This window comes from Mycobacterium sp. NPDC050441, assembly GCF_040655355.1.
GTDB lineage: Bacteria > Actinomycetota > Actinomycetes > Mycobacteriales > Mycobacteriaceae > Mycobacterium.
The window spans coordinates 219302-237329 of the sequence record NZ_JBFAJS010000004.1 but is presented as its reverse complement, the minus strand read 5'-3'; the positions used below and the strand labels follow the sequence as shown (position 1 = coordinate 237329).

Sequence of the window (18028 nt, the reverse complement as noted above, 5' to 3'; positions counted from 1 at the left end):
TTTTGGGTAAGGTCCGATTGTGGTTGCCGACGAAGATCTCATTGGCCTTGACGAGTTCGGGCTCCTTGACGAGAACGCCGAACAGATCGGTGCGGGTGGCCCACTGCCGCCGGTCGAGCGTATCGAGCAGGGGCCGATCAGCGCACTGAAGTTCGGCACTGCCGCCCCGCGCATCGTGTTCCTGCACGGCGGTGGCCAGAACGCCCACACCTGGGACACCGTCATCCTCGGCCTCGGCGAGCCTGCCCTGGCGGTGGATCTGCCCGGCCACGGCCGCTCGGCGTGGCGGGAAGACGGCGACTACGGCCCGAAACTGAATGCGGCAAGCCTGATTCCGGTTCTCCAGACCCACGCCCCCGATCCGCGACTGGTGGTCGGCATGTCGCTGGGTGGTTTGACCGCACTGCGGATCGCGGCGACCGAGCCCCGGCTGGTACCCGAACTCGCACTCGTCGACGTCACGCCGTCGGCACCCGAACGGCACAACGAGATGACCAAGGCGCAGATGGGCACCGTCGCCCTGGTCCAGGAGAACCGCACCTTCCCGACGTTTCAGGCCATGCTCGACGTGACTGTCGCCGCCGCCCCGCATCGGGACCGGAATTCGTTGCGGCGCGGCGTGTTCCACAACTCCAAGCAGCTCGAGGACGGCACCTGGACGTGGCGGTACGACACGTTCCGCAAGGGTGACGGGTTCGACGGGTTGTGGGACGACGTCCCGGCGATCACCATGCCCACCACCCTGATCCGCGGCGCCAACTCGTATTTCGTCAACGACGAGGACGCCGAGACGTTCGCAAATAGCGCACCTGGCTTTCAGCGCACCCACGTCGTCGCCGACTCCGGCCACTCCGTGCAGGGCGATCAGCCGGCCGCGCTCGTGCGGCTGCTGCGCGCGATCCTCGACGCCCGGCCCACGCAGTAGCGACCGGCTAGGGGAACGACCAGCTTTCGGTCGACGTGATCACGAAACCGTGACCTCCGTCGTCGCTGCACGCAACCCCGCCCCCATACAGTGCCATGCACCATCCCGCGGGATCGCGGCTACTGACCACCCTCCCCTGGTCGAGGTGCGGAAGCGGGTCGGCGTACTCGGGATCTGTCGCGGTATCGCTTCGGCCCCAGGCCAATTCCGAGATGTTCAGGCTGACGACATTGTCGCTGCGGCCGGGCATCGGACCTCGGCAGCTCGTCCGGACACCGGAGAACGACGTGATCTCACAACGCAGGTCACCGTCGACGGCGAAGTACTCGGTGATGTTCTTCCCGCCACCGTGCTTGGAGTAGACCCTCGTCGAGTCGAACACGTACTGCCGGGGATCCGGAAACCCGGCGGGCAGACGCGGTACGGGCGTGAGAGTGGTGGAATCCGAACGCACTACGAATCCGATCAACGGTTCGCCGCGCACCCGGCATGCGGTCAACGCGTCGGGCCCGACCACACAGTCGACGTAGCCGACGGACAGCCGCGACCCTGGAGGCAGTAGCGGCGGCGTGGGCTGCGGGCTCGGATCTGCCGTCTTCAGGAACCACGGCGCACCATCGGGTCTGACCGCGACCGCATTCGCGCCGCCGGGAGCACCGGGTATCGGCCCGTGGCAATTGAAGTCGTCCCCGCCCAGAACACACACCAAGCCGCTCGGCGTCGAGAACGACACCCCTTGGTACGGCCTCACGTAAGGGGTTTCAGGCACCGCCGTGAAATCCTCGAACCGCGGGAACTGCGGTTCGGATACCGGGTTCCGCGGTGGTGCCGAAGCGGAGCTGCCGGTGACCTGCTGGGTGGGAGCCGACTGAGCCCGGCACCCGCTGATCGGCAGCGCAACCAGGAACACGGCGAGCGCCAATGTCGCAATCCGCTGCACACGATCAGCCTATGTCGTGAATCACCCATGAGTAACCTTGAAGAAGTGAGCCATCCCATCCGCGTCGGCGTACAACTGCAGCCGCAGCACTCCCCCACCTACAGCCATATCCGCGACGCAGTGCGCCGCTGTGAGGACATCGGCGTCGACATCGCCTTCAACTGGGATCACTTCTTCCCGCTCTACGGTGATCCCGACGGTGCGCACTACGAATGCTGGACGATGCTCGGCGCCTGGGCCGAGCAGACCTCGCGCATCGAGATCGGCGCACTGGTCAGCTGCAACTCGTACCGCAACCCCGAGCTACTGGCCGACATGGCCCGCACCGTCGACCACATCTCCGACGGCCGGCTCATCCTCGGCATCGGAAGTGGTTGGAAACAAAAGGATTACGACGAGTACGGGTACGAGTTCGGCACCGCGGGCAGCCGCCTGGACGATCTGGCCGAGGCGCTCCCGCGCATCAAGGCCCGGCTGGCCAAGCTCAACCCGGCGCCCACCCGCGAGATCCCGATCCTCATCGGTGGTCAGGGCGAACGCAAGACCCTGCGCCTGGTGGCCGAGCACGCCCACATCTGGCACGCATTCGTCGACCGCAGCACCTATCCGGGCAAGGCGGAGGTACTCGCCGAGCACTGCGCCACCACGGGCCGCGATCCGTCGACCGTGCAGCGCTCGGCAGGCGTGCAGGAGTCCGGCGGTATCGACGCCATGCTCGCCGAGGCCGACGCACTGGCCGATCTGGGGGTCAGCATCCTCACCGTCGGAGTAAACGGTCCGGACTACGATCTGACCGCCGCCGAGGCCCTCTGCCGCTGGCGCGACGGCCGGGCGCGCAAAGTTTAGCGGCTGAGCTGAGCCGACTCACCTGACCGATCGGGCGGGCACGTGAGAAACTGGCGCAACGCCAACGCACGGGGGGTGTGCGACCCGACTCAAAGGGGAAGTTACTAAGGGTGCCGAAAAACTACGGGGTCAAGGAGAAGGACCAGGTCGTCACGCACATCATCAATCTGGTGATGACGGGCAAGCTGCGTTCCGGTGACCGCATCGACCGCAACGAGATCGTCCGTGACCTCGGGCTCAGCCGCGTACCGATCCAGGAGGCGGTGGTTCAGCTCGAGCACGACGGAATCCTCTCGACGCGATATCACCGCGGCGCGTTCGTCTCGCGGTTCGACGAAGCGACCGTGGCCGAGCATCACGAGTTGTACGGGTTCCTCAACGGCATCGCCTCGGCTCGCTGCGCCACCAACCCGACTCCGCGCATCATCGCTCACCTCGATGACACGTTGCGCGTGATGCGTTCAGCAAAGGACACCAAGACCTTCCAGGAGGCCTGCTGGGTGTTCCGCGACTCGATCAACGACGAGTACGCCGGACCGCGCCTACACGCCACCATCCGCGCCGGTAAGAGCTTCGCGCCCTCTGAGTTCTGGATCAGTTACCCGAAGGCCAAAGCCGATTTTCTCGCCGGCTACGAAGCGGAGACCGCCGCGATCCACGCCCGCGATCCCGACGGCGCCCGCAAGGCCTGTACCGAGCGCGCCGAGCGGATGGCCGAGGTGATGATCGCCGAGCTGACCCGGCGCGGAGTGTTCGGCGACTTGCGGTCCCCGTGAGCGGAATCGCTCATCCCCGGGCGCCCGCCCACTAGGTTGCATCAGATGGACGCCAGACGACCGGCCGCGCTGCTGACCATAGTCCTGATGCTGCTCGGGCTGGTGTGCGCAGCGCCGGCCGGGGCCGACGTCGACCAATGCGCGCCACCCGGCGTGGACAGCGCCAGCGCACTGCCCACCAACCTGGCCGCCGCGGCCACCGGACCCGGCGCCGACAAATACACCACCGCCACCGTCGTACCCCTGGACGCGGTCCGGCCCGAGAACCTCGGCCTCGGCACGCCCGGCGTGCTCACCGTCGGGACGCTGTCGGACGCGCCGCCCAGCATCTGCATCAACTCGGCCGGCCAGTTCACCGGTTTCGACAACGAGGTGCTCCGCGCGATCGCGGACAAGCTCGGCCTGCGGGTCAACTTCGTCGGCACGGACTTCTCGGGTCTTTTGGCCCAGACCGCCTCCCGGCGCTTCGACGTGGCGTCCTCGTCGATCACCACCACCGACGCCCGGCGACGCACCGTCGGCTTCACCAACGGCTACGACTTCGGCTACTTCTCGCTCGTGGTGCCCACCGGTTCACCGATCACGGGCTTCGGCCAGCTCGCCGCCGGACAGCGCATCGGCGTGGTGCAGGGCACCGTGCAGGAGGCCTACGTCATCGACACGCTGCACCTGCAGCCGGTGAAGTTCCCCGACTACAACACCGTCTACGCCAGCCTCAAGACCCGCCAGATCGACGCCTGGGTGGCACCCTCACAGCAGGCCTCGGGCACGGTGCAGCCCGGCGACCCGGCGCAGATCATCGAAAACACCTTCAGTCTGGACAATTTCGTGGCATGGGCGGTGGCCCAGGAGAACCGGCCGCTGATCGATGCGCTGAACTCCGGACTGGACGCCGTCATCGCCGACGGGACGTGGGCCCAGCTGTATTCCGACTGGGTGCCGCGGGCACTACCGCCCGGCTGGAAACCCGGCTCGAAGGCCGCACCCGTTCCCAAGCTGCCCGACTTCGCCGCGATCGCCGCCGCCAACGAGAAACCCGCCGCCGGGGGCCCGGTGGCGCCCAGATCAACACTCGCGCAACTGGCGGACTCGTTCCTGGACTGGGATCTCTACAAGCAGGCGATCCCCGACCTGCTGCGCACCGGCCTGCCCAACACGCTCATCCTGACCGTGTGCGCCAGCATCATCGGGCTCGTGCTCGGGATGGTCCTGGCCGTGGCGGGCATCTCACGGTCACGGTGGCTGCGCTGGCCGGCCCGGGTCTACACCGACATCTTCCGGGGCCTGCCCGAAGTGGTGATCATCCTGCTGATCGGACTGGGCATCGGCCCGGTGGTCGGATCGCTCACCGGCAACAGCCCCTATCCGCTGGGCATCGCTGCGCTCGGGCTGATGGCAGCGGCCTACATCGGCGAGATCTTCCGCTCCGGCATCCAGAGCGTCGAGCCCGGGCAGCTGGAAGCCTCACGCGCCCTGGGCTTCAGCTATGCCTCGTCGATGCGCCTGGTCGTCGTTCCGCAGGGCATCCGGCGGGTGTTGCCCGCACTGATGAACCAATTCATCTCGTTGCTCAAGGCCTCGTCACTGGTGTACTTCCTCGGCCTGGTCGCCAGCCAGCGGGAACTGTTCCAGGTGGGCCGAGATCTCAACGCGCAGACCGGCAATCTGTCGCCGCTGGTCGCGGCCGGCCTGTTCTACCTGCTGCTGACCATCCCGCTCACCCATCTGGTGAACTTCGTCGACAACCGGCTACGCAGAGGCCGTCCCCCGGCCGAGGAAGATCCCCTCCCCCCGGCGACCACCCAGGAGATGATCTGATGACGCCACCGCAGCCAGTCGCGCTGGCCGCCAAGGATATTCAACTGTCGTTCGGACCGAACGCGGTGCTGCGCGGGGTGGACCTGGACGTACCTGCCGGCACGACGACAGCCATCATCGGCCCATCGGGATCCGGAAAATCGACGCTGCTGCGCACCCTCAACCGCCTGTACGAACCCGACCGCGGCGACATCCTGCTCGACGGGCGCTCGGTGCTGGCCGACAATCCCGACCAGCTGCGCCAGCGCATCGGCATGGTGTTCCAGCAGTTCAACCTGTTCCCGCACAAGACCGTTCTCGACAACGTCGCCCTGGGCCCGCGAAAGCTCAAGCGGCTCAGCCCCGAGCATGCCCGCACCGTGGGGCTGGAGCAGCTGGATCGGGTTGGCCTGCGGCACAAGGCGGATGTACGTCCGACAACCCTGTCCGGCGGCCAGCAGCAGCGCGTCGCGATCGCACGCGCGCTCGCCATGACCCCACAGGTGATGTTCTTCGACGAGGCCACCTCGGCGCTGGACCCGGAGCTGGTCAAGGGAATTCTGGAGTTGATCGCCGACCTGGCCGCCGAGGGGATGACCATCCTGGCGGTCACTCACGAGATGGGCTTCGCACGATCCACCGCCGACTCGGTGGTGTTCATGGATTACGGCAAGGTGGTCGAGTCGGGTACCCCCGACCAGATCTTCGAAGCGGCCGAGACAGATCGGCTGCGCCGCTTCCTGTCCCAAGTGCTGTGACTGTGCCGTGAAACCCCTGGGTCAAACGCAACAAGCTGACAACCTGGCAGCGTCAGACAGGTTAGACTAGCGAATTATGGTAGAGCCCGATTTGCAGGTCACTGAGCTGGCCGGAGAGTTGCAGCGCGTACTCTCCAAGGTTTTCTCGGTGCTGCGCCGCGGCGACACCAACAAGGGGACCGCCGGGGAGCTCACACTCGCCCAGCTCTCGATCCTGCTCACCCTGCTCGACCAGGGCCCGATCCGGATGACCGAACTGGCCGCCCGTGAGCGCGTACGCACCCCCACCACCACAGTGGCGATCCGCCGGCTCGAGAAGCTCGGGTTGGTCAAGCGCTCCCGCGACCCCTCCGACCTGCGCGCCGTGCTCGTCGAGGTCACCCCGCGCGGCCTGGTGCAGCACCGCGAATCGCTGGCCGCCCGGCGGGCCGATCTGGCCGCCCGGTTGGCCAACCTGAGTTCAGACGACCTCGCGACCCTCGCCGCCGCCCTGACCCCGTTGGAGCGGCTCGCCGGCCAGAACGATCAGGCCGCCGCCGCCCACGCCAAGTCCGAGTAGCCGGGCTACCCCAACCAGTCCAACACCGCAGCCGCGGTCCACGACTGCTGCATGCTGCCCAGCGGTTCCCCGGTGAACGGCTCGTAGTACTCGGCGAAAGTCCCGTCGCTGGCCTGACGCAACCCTTCCCGGCGCAGCGTCGACGCCCGCTCTGCCCAACCCCGCCGCGCGAAACACCACGAGAACAGCCACGTCATCACCGGCCACACCGGGCCGCGCCAGTATTCGCGCGACCGGAAGTCCCGCGACACCGGCGATGTCGACGGGATGAGCCCGTACTTCAAATCCGGATGCCCGCAGAACCGCGGGCCTTCCAGCAGCCTCAGCAGGGCACGTTCGCGCTCGTGCGGCAGCCCGCCGCACAGCAGCGGGGCGAACTGCGCGACAGTCTCGGTGGCCACCCACTTCTTCGCCCGGACGTCGTAATCCCTTGCCGCACCACTACGTTCGTCGGCGGTCTCGACAACGCCGACCCGGAAACGCTCGGCCCAGGAGTAGAGATCGCGGACATCGGCGAGCGGGCGCTTGTAGTCCTCCCCGATCTCGGCGAGCACCTGGCAGGCCACCGAGAAGATCGCCGAGACGAACACGTCCTCGACCGCGAAGCTCATCACCTTCGGAAGCAGATCATCGTCGTAGCGAACGGATTTCATCTCCTCGAGCAGCCACAGGTACCGGTCGTACTCGAGGTCGCTCGGCCGCTGGGTGGCGTCGGTGATGATCGCGTTGTCCTCACGCTGATACTCCGGCACATTGCCGGGAATCACGTTGGCGTAGGAGCTGTCCCAGCGCGGCGAGTTGTCCATACCGGACTCCCACCCGTGGTACAGCGTGATGCGGCCGCGGCCATCCTGATCCCGCGTCTCGGCCAGCCATCGGTGCCAGCGCACCAGATCGGCCCACCGCCGATCGAGGAAGGTCGCCGCCACCGCCCGCGTGGACCGGCCCCGGCTGCGGGCGTGGTCGAGGATGCGCTGGACCGCGATCGCATGCACGGGCGGCTGTGTGATGCCCGAGGTGTGCCGGACCCGCGGTGCGTTGGCGGCCAGCGCCGAGGTGGCCCACCGGGCCGGTCCGGGGAAGTAGCCGTCGACGCCGTTGGCGAACACGATGTGCGGGATCATCCCGTTGCGCCACTGCGCCGAGAGCAGGGTGTCGAGCTCCACCACGGCGCGCTCCACACTCAGCGGGGCCAGCCCGATCGAGACGAATGCCGCGTCCCAGCTCCACATATGCGGATACAGCAACGGCGCGGCAGTGGTCATCACACCCAGGTCGTTGCCGCGCAGCAGGTAGGCGGCCCGCGCTGCGAGCTGGGTGGGAGCGAAGCTGGGATCCGGTGGCATCCCTACCATGATGCGACGTTGCGCCCCGGTCCGCAGGTCGGCCCCGTCGCATTGGGCGTCACAGTAACGTTGCAGTCGTGCCGACTGCATTGATCACCGGAGCCGCTGGCGGCATCGGCTCGGCCATCGCCGCCGCCCTTGCTCCCACTCACACGCTGCTACTGGCCGGGCGCCCATCGGCCCGGCTCGATGCGCTGGCCGAACGTCTCGGTGCGCCGACCTGGCCGCTGGACCTGACCGACGCCGACTCGATCGAATCGGCCACCGAGGTCCTCGCCGAACTCGATGTGCTCGTACACAACGCCGGCGTCCTCTACCCCGGCCGGGTCTCCGACTCCATCGCCGAACAGTGGCGGGCATCCTTCGAGGTGAACGTCACCGGCGCGGTGGCACTCACGCTGGCCCTGCTGCCCGCCCTGCGTGCCGCCCGTGGGCATGTGGTGTTCATCAACTCCGGAGCCGGACAGAAGGTTTCGCCGGGTATGGCGTCCTACTCGGCAAGCAAGTTCGCCCTGCGGGCATTCGCCGACTCACTGCGCGCCGATGAACCGTCACTGCGGGTCACCTCGATCTTCCCCGGGCGCACCGACTCCGAGATGCAACGCGACCTGGTGGCCTATGAAAGCGCGGTGACCGGCGGCGTGGGCGACTACGACCCGGCGAAGTTCCTGAAACCCGAGACCGTGGCCGGGCTGGTGGCAACCGCCGTCACCACCCCACCCGATGGCCACGTACACGAAATCGTGGTCCGCCCCGGGTGATTTGTGTGCATTCAGCGGCGGTGAGCGCCGGTGAACGCACACAAATCGCCTAGACGACGAGGTTGACCAACCGGCCCGGGACGACGATCACCTTCTTGGGGGTGGCACCGTCCAGGAAGGCCTGCACCTTCTCGTCAGCCAGCGCTGCGGCCTCGAGCGCGGCCTTGTCGGCATCGGCAGCCACGGTGATCTTGCCGCGCACCTTGCCGTTGACCTGAACCGGGAACTCGATGGTGTCGTCCACCAGGTACTGCGGATCAGCCACCGGGAACGGCCCGTGCGCCAGTGAGGTGTCGTGGCCCAACCGCTTCCACAACTCCTCGGCCAGGTGCGGCGCCAGCGGGGCCACCATGAGCACCAGCGGCTCGATCGCGGCACGCGCCGAGACACTCTCCTTGGTGAGGTGGTTGGTGTACTCGATCAGCTTGGCCGCGGCGGTGTTGTTGCGAAGCGCCGCATAGTCTTCGGTCACCCCCGCGATGGTGCGGTGCAGGATCTTGAGCGTGTCGGTGTCGAGTGCCTCATGGGCGGTGACGACGTTGGCTCCGGTGTCTTCGGAGACCACCACCCGCCACACCCGCTGCAGGAAGCGGTGCGCGCCGACGACGTCCTTGGTGGCCCATGGACGCGAAGCCTCCAGCGGACCCATCGACATCTCGTAGACCCGAAGGGTATCGGCGCCGTACTCATCGCAGATCTCGTCGGGTGAGACGGAGTTCTTCAGGCTCTTGCCGATCTTGCCGAACTCCTGGTTGACCTCGGCACCCTCGTAGTAGAACTTCCCATCGCGCTCAACGACTTCGGCCGCAGGCACGTACGAACCCCGGGCGTCGGTGTATGCGAAGGCCTGGATGTAGCCCTGGTTGACCAGACGGCGGTACGGCTCGCTCGAGCTGACATGGCCGAGGTCGAACAGCACCTTGTGCCAGAACCGCGAGTACAGCAGGTGCAGCACCGCATGCTCGACACCACCGACGTACAGGTCGACGCCACCCGGATCGTTCGGCCCGTGCTCGGCCGGCCGCGGGCCCATCCAGTAGGCCTCGTTCTCCTTGGCGCACAGCTCTTCCGAGTTGTGCGGGTCGGTGTAGCGCAGCTCGTACCAGGAGCTTCCCGCCCACTGCGGCATCACGTTGGTGTCGCGGGTGTAGGTCTGCAGCCCGTCACCGAGATCCAGCTCGACGTGCACCCATTCGGTGGCCTTGCCCAGTGGCGGAGAGGGTTCGCTGTCGGCGTCGTTCGGGTCGAATGACACCGGCGAATAGTCCGGAATATCCGGAAGTTCCACCGGCAGAGCCGATTCCGGCAGCGGATGGGCGCGGCCCTCGGCGTCGTAGACGATCGGGAACGGCTCACCCCAGTACCGCTGCCGGGCGAACAGCCAGTCCCGCAGCTTGTACTCGATCCGGGCCCGGCCGCGGCCGTCAGCTTCCAGGTGCTCGATCACCTTGGCCTTGGCCTCGGCCACCGACAATCCGTTCAGGTAGTCGGAGTTGACCATCGTGCCGACGCCGCTGTAGGCGGCTTCGGTGATGTCACCGCCGGAGACCACCTCGACGATCGGCAGCCCGAACTCGGTAGCGAAGTCCCAGTCCCGCTGGTCACCACCGGGCACCGCCATGATGGCGCCGGTCCCGTATCCGGCCAGCACGTAGTCGGCGATGAACACCGGAACCTGCTGTCCGTTAACCGGATTGGTGGCGTACGCGCCGAGGAACACGCCGGTCTTGGTCTTGTTCTCCTGGCGCTCCAGATCCGACTTGGCCGCGATCCCGGCTCGGTAGGCGGCGACGGCCTCGGCCGGAGTCGCCGCACCGAAGGTCCACCGTGAATCGGTGCCCTCGGGCCAGGAATCGGCCACCAGCGCGTCCACCAGATCGTGCTCGGGAGCCAGCACCAGATACGTGGCACCGAACAGGGTGTCCGGGCGGGTGGTGAAGACCTCGACATCGCCTGCGGCGGTGCCGAACTCCACCGATGCACCGGTGGAGCGGCCGATCCAGTTGCGCTGCATTGCCTTGACCTTGTCCGGCCATTCCAGCAGCTCCAGGTCGTCGAGCAACCGGTCTGAGTAGGCGGTGATTCGCATCATCCACTGCCGCAAGCGCTTCCGGAACACCGGGAAGTTGCCGCGGTCGCTGCGGCCATCGGCGGTGACTTCCTCGTTGGCCAGCACGGTGCCGAGGCCCGGGCACCAGTTCACCATCGAATCTGCGTGGTACACCAGGCGATAGCTGTCCACCACATCGGCTCGCTCGGCTGCCGACAGCTCCGCCCAGACCCTGCCATCATCGAGAGTGCGTGCCCCGGACTCGAATTCGGCCACCAGCTCGGTGATGGGCCGGGCCTTCTTGGCTGCAGTGTCGAACCAGGCGTTGTAGATCTGCAGGAAGATCCACTGCGTCCACTTGTAGAAGTCCACATCGGTGGTGGCGAAGCTGCGCCGCGCGTCATGGCCCAGCCCCAGCCGGCCCAGCTGCCGGCGGAAGTTGACGATGTTGGCCTCGGTGCGGGTGCGCGGGTGCGTCCCGGTCTGCACGGCGTACTGCTCAGCCGGCAGTCCGAACGCGTCGAAGCCCAGCGCGTGCAGCACGTTGCGTCCGGTCATCCGGTAGTACCGGGCGTAGACATCAGTGGCGATGTAGCCCAGGGGGTGCCCGACGTGCAGGCCATCACCGGACGGGTACGGGAACATGTCCTGGACGAACATCTTGTCCGCGGGGATCGGCGAGCCGTCCTGCGGTGCCAGCGAGCCCACCGGATTGGCCACATTGAAAGTCCCGAGCTCCGCCCAGATCTGCTGCCAGGAGTGCTCGATCTGACCCGCCAGTTCCGCGGTGTAACGGTGCTGCGGGGAGTCCTCTGACGGCCCTGACTGCGAGGTGGTGGCGGGTTCGATCACGCCGTTCAGGGTATAAGGCCACGGTTTGAGCAGCTCACCGCCCGTCTTTCGACGGCGAAGGCCACAGGTTGGTATCGGTTACGTCGCGGCCCTGTCAGGGGTTGATTCCAGGTCGGTTGAGTTGCTGGTAGCAGCCGTAATCCCTGGATAGTCTCGGCGCCTAGTGGATGAGGTCCCCAGGTGGGGACACGGTTTGTGGGAGGAACAAGCGATGATCGAGTTGACCCGCCGGTGGCGGGTGCTGGCAGCGGGAGCGGCCGTCGGCGTGGCCGGGGTTGTCGGTTTCACCGGTCAGACCGCCTCAGCCGAACCCCTTCTGCCGGTTCCCAGCGTCCCCGGCCCGGTGACGGTGACCCAAACCGTCACGGTCGCCCCCGCCGCAGCGCCCGTCGCCCCGGCGGCACCGGTATCCCCGGCGGCACCCGGCGTCCCGGGTACTCCCGCCGTCCCGGGTACTCCCGCCGTCCCGGGTGCGGCAGCCAACCCCGCACCCGCGGTCGCCGCCGTCCCAGTGGCCCAGACCATCAACCCGGCCGCCTCGGGCACCCTTGCCGATTTCTTCAAGAGCAAGGGCGTGAAGATGGAGCCTCAGGTCAGCCACGACTTCAAGGCACTCAGCATCGTCCTGCCACTGCCGTCGGGCTGGACCAAAGTGCCTGATCCCAACGTTCCCGACGCCTTCGCGGTGATCGCCGACCGCTCCAGCACCGACCTCTACACCCCCAACGCACAGGTCGTGGTCTACAAGCTCGTCGGTAATTTCGACCCGGTCGAGGCCGCCAGCCACGGCTACGTCGACACCCAGCAGTTGCAGAACTGGCGCCCCACCGACATGGCCATGGGTGACTTCAACGGCTTCCCTTCGGCATTCATCGAAGGTAGCTACCTGTCCGGCAGCCAGATGCTCAACACGTCACGCAGGCACATCCTGGCCACCGCGGGCCCCGACCATTACCTGGTGTCGTTGTCGGTGAACTCCTCGGCCGCCAACCAGGGTGTTTCCGCGGCTGCCGACGCCGCCGATGCGATCGTGTCCGGGTTCAAGGTCAGCGCGCCGGCCCCGGCTGCTCCCCCGCCGCCAGCTACTCCGGCCCCGGCCGCACCCGCGCCGCCGCCGGGTTTGCCCCAGCTCCTGGGCCTGCAGGGCTGAGGCACCGGACCCCGCCCCGACCTCGCAATACCGACCGGCGCCTCGTATTGTGTGGCGCATGCTGATCGCCGCGCTGCTGTGTCTGAGCGCCGCCGTCATTGTCGGTGTGCTCGGGCTGTGGTTGTTGACCAGGCCTCGCACCGGTGATCCCGTGCGCTCGGTTCTGAGGGCTGTGGCCCCGACCCAACTGGCCGCCGCGGTCATGCTCGCGGCAGGTGGTGCCGCCGCCCTGGCCGCCGCGCCCCACACCGGCCTGATGGTCGTCATGGTGTGCATCATCGGGGCCGTCGCCACGGTCGCCGCCGGCTGCTGGCAGAGCGCCAAGGCCGTCGCGGCCGCAGAGGCAGGCGCCGGCTCGGGTGCGGACTGCGCCGGCTCGTGCGCCAGCTGCACCCTCTCCTGCAAGTGACGGACTGCAAGTACGCGGCCTGCAAGTAGTGGGCTAGTTGCGGCTGACGTCGATCGGATGGGTGGCCAACATCGACATCGGCAACGGCTGACGCCGCAGCACCCGGCCCCACAGGTCGATCCGCGGCTCGGTCTGCACGTCTGACGGCAGCGCCGAGAGCACAATCCAATCGTCACGTTCGATCTCGCCGTCGAGCTGGCCGATGGTCCAGCCGGAATATCCGGCGAATATCCGCACGCCCTCGATGATCGGGGCCAGGTTGTCCGGGTCGGCGTCGAGATCGACCATCACCACGCGGCCCTGCACATGCCGCAGTCCCGGAACACCGTCGGCCTGCATGCCGACCCGCAGCGTCGCCAGGCACAGCGCCGAGTCCCGCTTGACCGGCCCGCCGATGAACATCGTCTTGGGTTTGGTGGTGAGCTTCGCCCACTGCGGCAGCACGTTGTAGACCGCCGTCTCGCTGGGCCGGTTCAACACCACACCGAGGGTGCCGCCGGCGTTGTGCTCGACGATGTAGATGACGCTGCGCCGGAAGGTCGGCTCGAGCAGATCGGTATTGGCCAGCAGCAGCGTGCCCGGCCGTACCCGATGCGCTGCAGGCGCGATGAAATCCTCCGGGTCTTCTGAGTGCGCCACGCTTACATCATGGCACCGCGATTGCCAAGACGCGGTGAACAAGCCCGGGCGCGGTCGGATTTCGGCGCAGCTTTGTACTGTTGATCGGGTGGTTCATGTTCGCGCTCCCCGTGCCCTCTGGCACTCGTTGCGTGGCATGGCCGAATTCCGCCGGCTGCTGGAGCTGCGCGCGGTCAGCCAGTTCGCCGACGGCCTGTTCCAGGCCGGGCTGGCCGGCGCGATCCTGTTCAACCCGGAGCGCGAGGCCGAGCCATGGCAGATCGCCTTGGCGTCGGCGGTGATGTTCCTGCCGTACTCGGTGCTCGGCCCGTTCGCCGGGGCGCTGCTGGACCGATGGGACCGGCGCCTGGTGCTCATCGGCGCCAACATGGGGCGGCTGCTCGTGGTGGTGGCGGTCGGCGCGCTGCTGGAGTTCGGCGCCGGCGACGTGCCGATCCTGTGCTGTGCCCTGATCGTCAACGGCCTGACCCGGTTCGTCTCGTCGGGTCTGTCGGCGTCGCTGCCCGATGTGGTGCCGCAGGACCGGGTGGTCACGATGAACTCGGTGGCCACCGCGATCGGCTCGCTGGCGGCGTTCCTGGGCCTGGCGTCCATGATGCTGGCGCGCAAGGTGTTCGGTGCCGATGACGCCGGAGCCGCGGTGGTCATGTTCATCGTGGCGCTCCCGGTGGCGCTGGCGTTCTGGTTGTCGGTGCGCTTCGGTCCGCACGTGCTCGGCCCACATGAGAGCAAACGTGCCATCCACGGCTCGGTGGCCTACGCGGTATCCACCGGCTGGGTGCACGGCGCCCGCACCGTGATGACCGTGCGCCCCGTCGCGGGCACCCTGGCCGGACTCGCCGCTCACCGGATGGCGTTCGGGATCAACTCGTTGCTGGTGCTGGTGATCGTGCGGCACACCGACAACCCGGATGTGACCGGGCTGGGTCTGGGTGCCGCGTTCGTGTTCGTGGCGGCCGGCGGCGCCGGACAGTTCCTGGCCACCGTGGCCGCCCCGGCGGTGATCGGACGGTTCGGGCGGTATGCGACGGCCAACGGCGCCCTCGGCGTCGCCGTGGTGATCCAGCTGGCGGCCATCGGGCTGCACGTACCGGTGATGCTGGCGTGTGGCCTGCTGCTCGGCGCGGCCGGGCAGCTGGTGAAACTCTGCGCGGACTCGGCCATACAGATCGATGTCGACGACGCCCTGCGCGGTCACGTGTTCACCGTGCAGGACGCGCTGTTCTGGATCTCGTTCGTCGCGGCCATCGCGGTGGCGGCCGCGGTGATCCCCGCCGATGGGCACTCGCCTGCCCTGGTGGCCGCCGGTGCGGTGGCCTATCTGATCGGGCTCGGACTGCACGCGGCGGTGGCATCCCCGAAGCGGGCGTGATCGCCCGGTCTACGCTGACCGCCATGGTGAGCGCCGGGCCGATCGTGGCCGACCTGTCCGCCGAAAGCGACCAACTCGACGCCCTGGTGGCCGACCTACCGCCCGAGCGCTGGGCCACCGCCACCCCGGCCGAGGGTTGGACCATCGCCCATCAGATCGCCCACCTGCTGTGGACCGATCGGGTGTCGGTCATCGCCATCACCGACCAGGCCGGCTTCGACGCCGTGCTCGCCGAGGCAATGCAGAACCCGACCGGGTTCGTCGACGCCGCGGCCGAAGAACTCGCGCTCACGCCGCCCACGCAGTTGCTCGCGGACTGGCGTGAGACCCGCACGAGATTGCACACCGAACTCGTGAACGTGGCCGAGGGCCGCAAGCTGCCGTGGTTCGGCCCGCCGATGAGCGCGACGTCGATGGCCACCGCCCGCATGATGGAGACCTGGGCGCACGGTCTCGATGTGGCTGACGCGCTCAAGGTACATCGGCCCGCCACTGCGCGGCTGCGCTCCATCGCCCACATCGGAGTGCGCACAAGGGATTTCGCGTTCACCGTGCACGGGCTGACACCGCCGGCCGAGCCGTTCCGGGTCGAGCTGCGCGCGCCCGACGGCTCGCTGTGGGAGTGGGGACCGGACGACGCGCAGCAGCGCGTGACGGGATCTGCCGAAGATTTCTGCATGCTGGTGACCCAGCGCCGGGCGCCGTCCGAACTCGACGTGACCGCGGTGGGCGACGACGCGGCCGCGTGGCTGACGATTGCGCAGGCCTTCGCCGGGCCTCCGGGCGCCGGACGGGGCTGAGCGCACACTCGCGGTGAAGAGGCGGGATCAGGACACCGAGTCTGCGCGGCCGTCACCGTCGGTGTCGGCCAGCTTCATGTCCCAACGACCGTCCCCGTCGGTATCGACGTACGCCAGCTCCCCGGCCAACATCCGATCAGCCAGGCCGTCCCCGTCGACGTCGATCAACCGGTCGTCGGCTGCGCCGTCACCGTCGAAATCCACCAGCGGCCCGCCGGTGGCCTGCTCGACCCCGTCGAGCCCGAACCACCGCACCTGCCCGGACCGGTCCACACTCACCGCCCAGGTGCCAGAACCATCGTCGGAGAAGTAACTTTCGGCGTGCCCGTCGTCGTCGGTATCGAGCACCGCGCGCTCGGCGATGCCGTCACCGTCGAGATCGGCCATCACATCGTCGATCCGGCCGTCCCCGTCGACATCCAGTCCGATGCCGTCGAGGCTGCCGTCGCCGTCCACATCCACATCGGGCACACCGGTGAAGATGGTCGCGGTCCCGTCCGGGTCACCCAGGCAGTAGTCCATGACTGATCAGACGCACGATCAGCTCCTCGCGTTCCACCATTTCAGCAATTCGTCGATCGCCTGCTCACGGGACAGCGGTCCGTGGTCGAGCCGGAGTTCCTTGAGGTAGCGCCAGGCCTCGCCGATCTGCGGGCCCGCGGGGATGCCGAGGATCTCCATGATCTCGTTGCCGTCGAGATCCGGCCGGACCCGCTGCAGGTCCTCCTTGGCCGCCAGTTCGTTGATCCGGTTCTCCAGATCGTCGTAGTTGGCCTGCAGCCGTGCGGCCCGACGCTTGTTGCGGGTCGTGCAGTCGGCCCGGACCAGCTTGTGCAGCTGGCTCAGCAGCGGACCGGCGTCGGTGACGTAACGCCGCACCGCCGAGTCGGTCCACTTCCCCGTGCCCTTGTCGTCGGCGTAGCCGTGGAACCGCAGATGCAGGTACACCAGCTGCGAAACGTCGTCGACCATCTGCTTGGAGTACTTGAGCGCCCGCAACCGCTTGCGGGTCATCTTCGCGCCGACCACCTCGTGGTGGTGAAAGCTCACGCCACCGTCGGATTCGTGCTTGCGTGTCCCGGGCTTGCCGATGTCGTGCAGCAATGCGGCCCAACGCAATACGAGGTCGGGGCCCTCGTCTTCAAGATCCACCGCCTGCCGCAGCACCGTCAGCGAATGCCAGTACACGTCCTTGTGCTGATGGTGTTCGTCGATGGCCATCCGCATCTCGCCGACCTCGGGCAGCACCACGTCACCCAGCCCGGTCTGCACCATCAGATCCACCCCGGCCACCGGATCGGCACCGAGCAGCAGCTTGTCCAGTTCGGCCGCCACCCGCTCGACGGTGATGCGCTCCAGCTGCGGGGCCATCTCCAGCAGTGCCTCGAGCACCCGCGGCGCCACCCCGAACCCGAGCTGCGAAACGAACCGGGCCGCGCGCAACATCCGCAGCGGATCGTCCCCGAACGACACCTCCGGCGCCGACGGGGTGTCGAGCACCTTGGCCTGCACCGCCGCCAAACCGCCCAGGGGATCATGGAATTCGGCCGGGCCGTCGGCCGTGATGCGCACCGCCATGGCGTTCACGGTGAAGTCACGGCGCACCAGGTCGTCATCGAGGTTGTCGCCGAACTCCACCGTCGGGTTCCTCGACACCTGGTCATAACTGTCGGCCCGGAACGTGGTGATCTCGAGGCGGTGCTCGGCCTTGCCCACGCGCTTGCCCACGCCGATCGTGCCGAACGCGATCCCGGTGTCCCACAGCGCGTCGGCCCACGGTCGCAGGAACGTCAGCATCTGCTCGGGACGGGCGTCGGTGGTGAAGTCGAGATCACTGTGATCGGTCAACCGGCCCAGCAGCGCATCGCGCACACTGCCGCCGACCAGATACAGCTCATGGCCGGCTGCAGCGAACACCGCGCCGAGCGCGCGCAGCACCTCGGCGCGGTGGTTCAGCGCGACCAGCGCGCCGGCCAGCAATTCGGCATCAGTAACAACAGCGTCGGACACGTTCGATGAGCCTAATGCTCGCGGTGTGGTCACAACCG

The 18028-nt window shown here is 67.7% G+C and carries 17 protein-coding genes; 11 read left to right on the top strand and 6 right to left on the bottom strand.

The genetic code is table 11. From position 1 onward, the window contains the following. Positions 1 to 19: 19 nt before the first annotated feature. On the top strand, positions 20 to 925 hold the full coding sequence (locus AB0I14_RS14000; RefSeq protein WP_358021899.1) for an alpha/beta hydrolase: 906 nt from the start codon (positions 20 to 22) through the stop codon (positions 923 to 925). Between the two features lie 7 nt (positions 926 to 932). Here AB0I14_RS14000 and AB0I14_RS13995 read toward each other — a convergent pair whose 3' ends face one another. Beyond that, on the bottom strand, positions 933 to 1865 hold the full coding sequence (locus AB0I14_RS13995; RefSeq protein WP_358021896.1) for a hypothetical protein: 933 nt from the start codon (positions 1863 to 1865) through the stop codon (positions 933 to 935). A 27-nt stretch (positions 1866 to 1892) separates the two neighbouring features. Here AB0I14_RS13995 and AB0I14_RS13990 point away from each other — a divergent pair, with 27 nt between their 5' ends. From AB0I14_RS13990 to AB0I14_RS13970, 5 genes are all read left to right on the top strand, one after another. Next, entirely contained in the window at positions 1893 to 2711 is an 819-nt protein-coding gene (locus AB0I14_RS13990; protein ID WP_358021893.1) for an LLM class F420-dependent oxidoreductase, read from the top strand. Positions 2712 to 2821: 110 nt separating this feature from the next. Then, positions 2822 to 3487 carry a GntR family transcriptional regulator gene (locus AB0I14_RS13985; RefSeq protein WP_358021891.1) on the top strand — a complete coding sequence of 222 codons (666 nt, stop codon included), beginning with the start codon at positions 2822 to 2824 and terminating at the stop codon, positions 3485 to 3487. A 45-nt stretch (positions 3488 to 3532) separates the two neighbouring features. Then, entirely contained in the window at positions 3533 to 5305 is a 1773-nt protein-coding gene (locus tag AB0I14_RS13980; protein ID WP_358021888.1) for an ABC transporter substrate-binding protein/permease, read from the top strand. Further along, positions 5305 to 6042 carry an amino acid ABC transporter ATP-binding protein gene (locus AB0I14_RS13975; RefSeq protein ID WP_358021885.1) on the top strand — a complete coding sequence of 246 codons (738 nt, stop codon included), beginning with the start codon at positions 5305 to 5307 and terminating at the stop codon, positions 6040 to 6042. Before AB0I14_RS13980 ends, AB0I14_RS13975 begins: the two co-directional genes overlap by 1 nt. Positions 6043 to 6118: 76 nt before the next feature. After that, entirely contained in the window at positions 6119 to 6601 is a 483-nt protein-coding gene (locus AB0I14_RS13970) for a MarR family transcriptional regulator (protein ID WP_358021882.1), read from the top strand. Positions 6602 to 6606: 5 nt separating this feature from the next. Here AB0I14_RS13970 and AB0I14_RS13965 read toward each other — a convergent pair whose 3' ends face one another. Continuing rightward, positions 6607 to 7947: a glycogen debranching protein gene (locus AB0I14_RS13965; RefSeq protein WP_358021879.1), complete on the bottom strand. Its 1341-nt coding sequence runs from the start codon at positions 7945 to 7947 to the stop codon at positions 6607 to 6609. Between the two features lie 77 nt (positions 7948 to 8024). On the opposite strand from AB0I14_RS13965, the gene AB0I14_RS13960 reads away from it, so the two are divergent. Next, positions 8025 to 8708, top strand: a complete 684-nt coding sequence (locus tag AB0I14_RS13960) for an SDR family oxidoreductase (protein ID WP_358021876.1) — start codon at positions 8025 to 8027, stop codon at positions 8706 to 8708. A 49-nt stretch (positions 8709 to 8757) separates the two neighbouring features. Here AB0I14_RS13960 and leuS read toward each other — a convergent pair whose 3' ends face one another. After that, the gene (leuS, locus tag AB0I14_RS13955) at positions 8758 to 11610 is read right to left on the bottom strand and encodes a leucine--tRNA ligase (protein ID WP_358021873.1); all 2853 of its coding nucleotides are present in this window, start codon (positions 11608 to 11610) and stop codon (positions 8758 to 8760) included. Positions 11611 to 11821: 211 nt separating this feature from the next. Here leuS and AB0I14_RS13950 point away from each other — a divergent pair, with 211 nt between their 5' ends. Both AB0I14_RS13950 and AB0I14_RS13945 read left to right on the top strand, forming a co-directional pair. Beyond that, complete coding sequence (locus AB0I14_RS13950) at positions 11822 to 12760, top strand: LpqN/LpqT family lipoprotein (RefSeq protein WP_358021870.1); 939 nt, start codon at positions 11822 to 11824, stop codon at positions 12758 to 12760. 58 nt (positions 12761 to 12818) lie between these two features. Beyond that, entirely contained in the window at positions 12819 to 13169 is a 351-nt protein-coding gene (locus tag AB0I14_RS13945; RefSeq protein WP_055119179.1) for a hypothetical protein, read from the top strand. A 33-nt stretch (positions 13170 to 13202) separates the two neighbouring features. Here AB0I14_RS13945 and AB0I14_RS13940 read toward each other — a convergent pair whose 3' ends face one another. After that, positions 13203 to 13808 carry a YqgE/AlgH family protein gene (locus AB0I14_RS13940; protein ID WP_358021867.1) on the bottom strand — a complete coding sequence of 202 codons (606 nt, stop codon included), beginning with the start codon at positions 13806 to 13808 and terminating at the stop codon, positions 13203 to 13205. Positions 13809 to 13896: 88 nt separating this feature from the next. On the opposite strand from AB0I14_RS13940, the gene AB0I14_RS13935 reads away from it, so the two are divergent. Together AB0I14_RS13935 and AB0I14_RS13930 are read left to right on the top strand one after the other, a co-directional pair. Then, positions 13897 to 15180, top strand: coding sequence for an MFS transporter (locus AB0I14_RS13935; RefSeq protein ID WP_358021864.1), 1284 nt, complete (start codon positions 13897 to 13899; stop codon positions 15178 to 15180). Positions 15181 to 15203: 23 nt separating this feature from the next. Beyond that, positions 15204 to 15980: a TIGR03084 family metal-binding protein gene (locus AB0I14_RS13930; protein WP_358022822.1), complete on the top strand. Its 777-nt coding sequence runs from the start codon at positions 15204 to 15206 to the stop codon at positions 15978 to 15980. Positions 15981 to 16007: 27 nt separating this feature from the next. On the opposite strand, the gene AB0I14_RS13925 is transcribed toward AB0I14_RS13930, so the two are convergent. After that, a complete protein-coding gene (locus tag AB0I14_RS13925; RefSeq protein WP_358021861.1) occupies positions 16008 to 16502 on the bottom strand; it encodes a pullulanase in 495 nt (164 codons plus the stop codon). Positions 16503 to 16520: 18 nt separating this feature from the next. Continuing rightward, positions 16521 to 17990 (bottom strand): CCA tRNA nucleotidyltransferase, encoded by a 1470-nt coding sequence (locus AB0I14_RS13920; protein ID WP_358021858.1) that lies wholly within the window; start codon positions 17988 to 17990, stop codon positions 16521 to 16523. Between the last annotated feature and the right edge of the window lie 38 nt (positions 17991 to 18028).

What these genes read in the sequence shown, in the direction of transcription:
- AB0I14_RS13990 (WP_358021893.1), top strand. Translation starts at nt 1,893, where the DNA reads ATGAGTAACCTTGAAGAAGTGAGCCATCCCATCCGCGTCGGCGTACAA.
- AB0I14_RS13980 (WP_358021888.1), top strand. Translation starts at nt 3,533, where the DNA reads ATGGACGCCAGACGACCGGCCGCGCTGCTGACCATAGTCCTGATGCTG.
- AB0I14_RS13975 (WP_358021885.1), top strand. Translation starts at nt 5,305, where the DNA reads ATGACGCCACCGCAGCCAGTCGCGCTGGCCGCCAAGGATATTCAACTG.
- AB0I14_RS13970 (WP_358021882.1), top strand. Translation starts at nt 6,119, where the DNA reads ATGGTAGAGCCCGATTTGCAGGTCACTGAGCTGGCCGGAGAGTTGCAG.
- AB0I14_RS13965 (WP_358021879.1), bottom strand. Translation starts at nt 7,947, where the DNA reads ATGCCACCGGATCCCAGCTTCGCTCCCACCCAGCTCGCAGCGCGGGCC.
- AB0I14_RS13950 (WP_358021870.1), top strand. Translation starts at nt 11,822, where the DNA reads ATGATCGAGTTGACCCGCCGGTGGCGGGTGCTGGCAGCGGGAGCGGCC.
- AB0I14_RS13945 (WP_055119179.1), top strand. Translation starts at nt 12,819, where the DNA reads ATGCTGATCGCCGCGCTGCTGTGTCTGAGCGCCGCCGTCATTGTCGGT.
- AB0I14_RS13930 (WP_358022822.1), top strand. Translation starts at nt 15,204, where the DNA reads ATGGTGAGCGCCGGGCCGATCGTGGCCGACCTGTCCGCCGAAAGCGAC.
- AB0I14_RS13925 (WP_358021861.1), bottom strand. Translation starts at nt 16,502, where the DNA reads ATGGACTACTGCCTGGGTGACCCGGACGGGACCGCGACCATCTTCACC.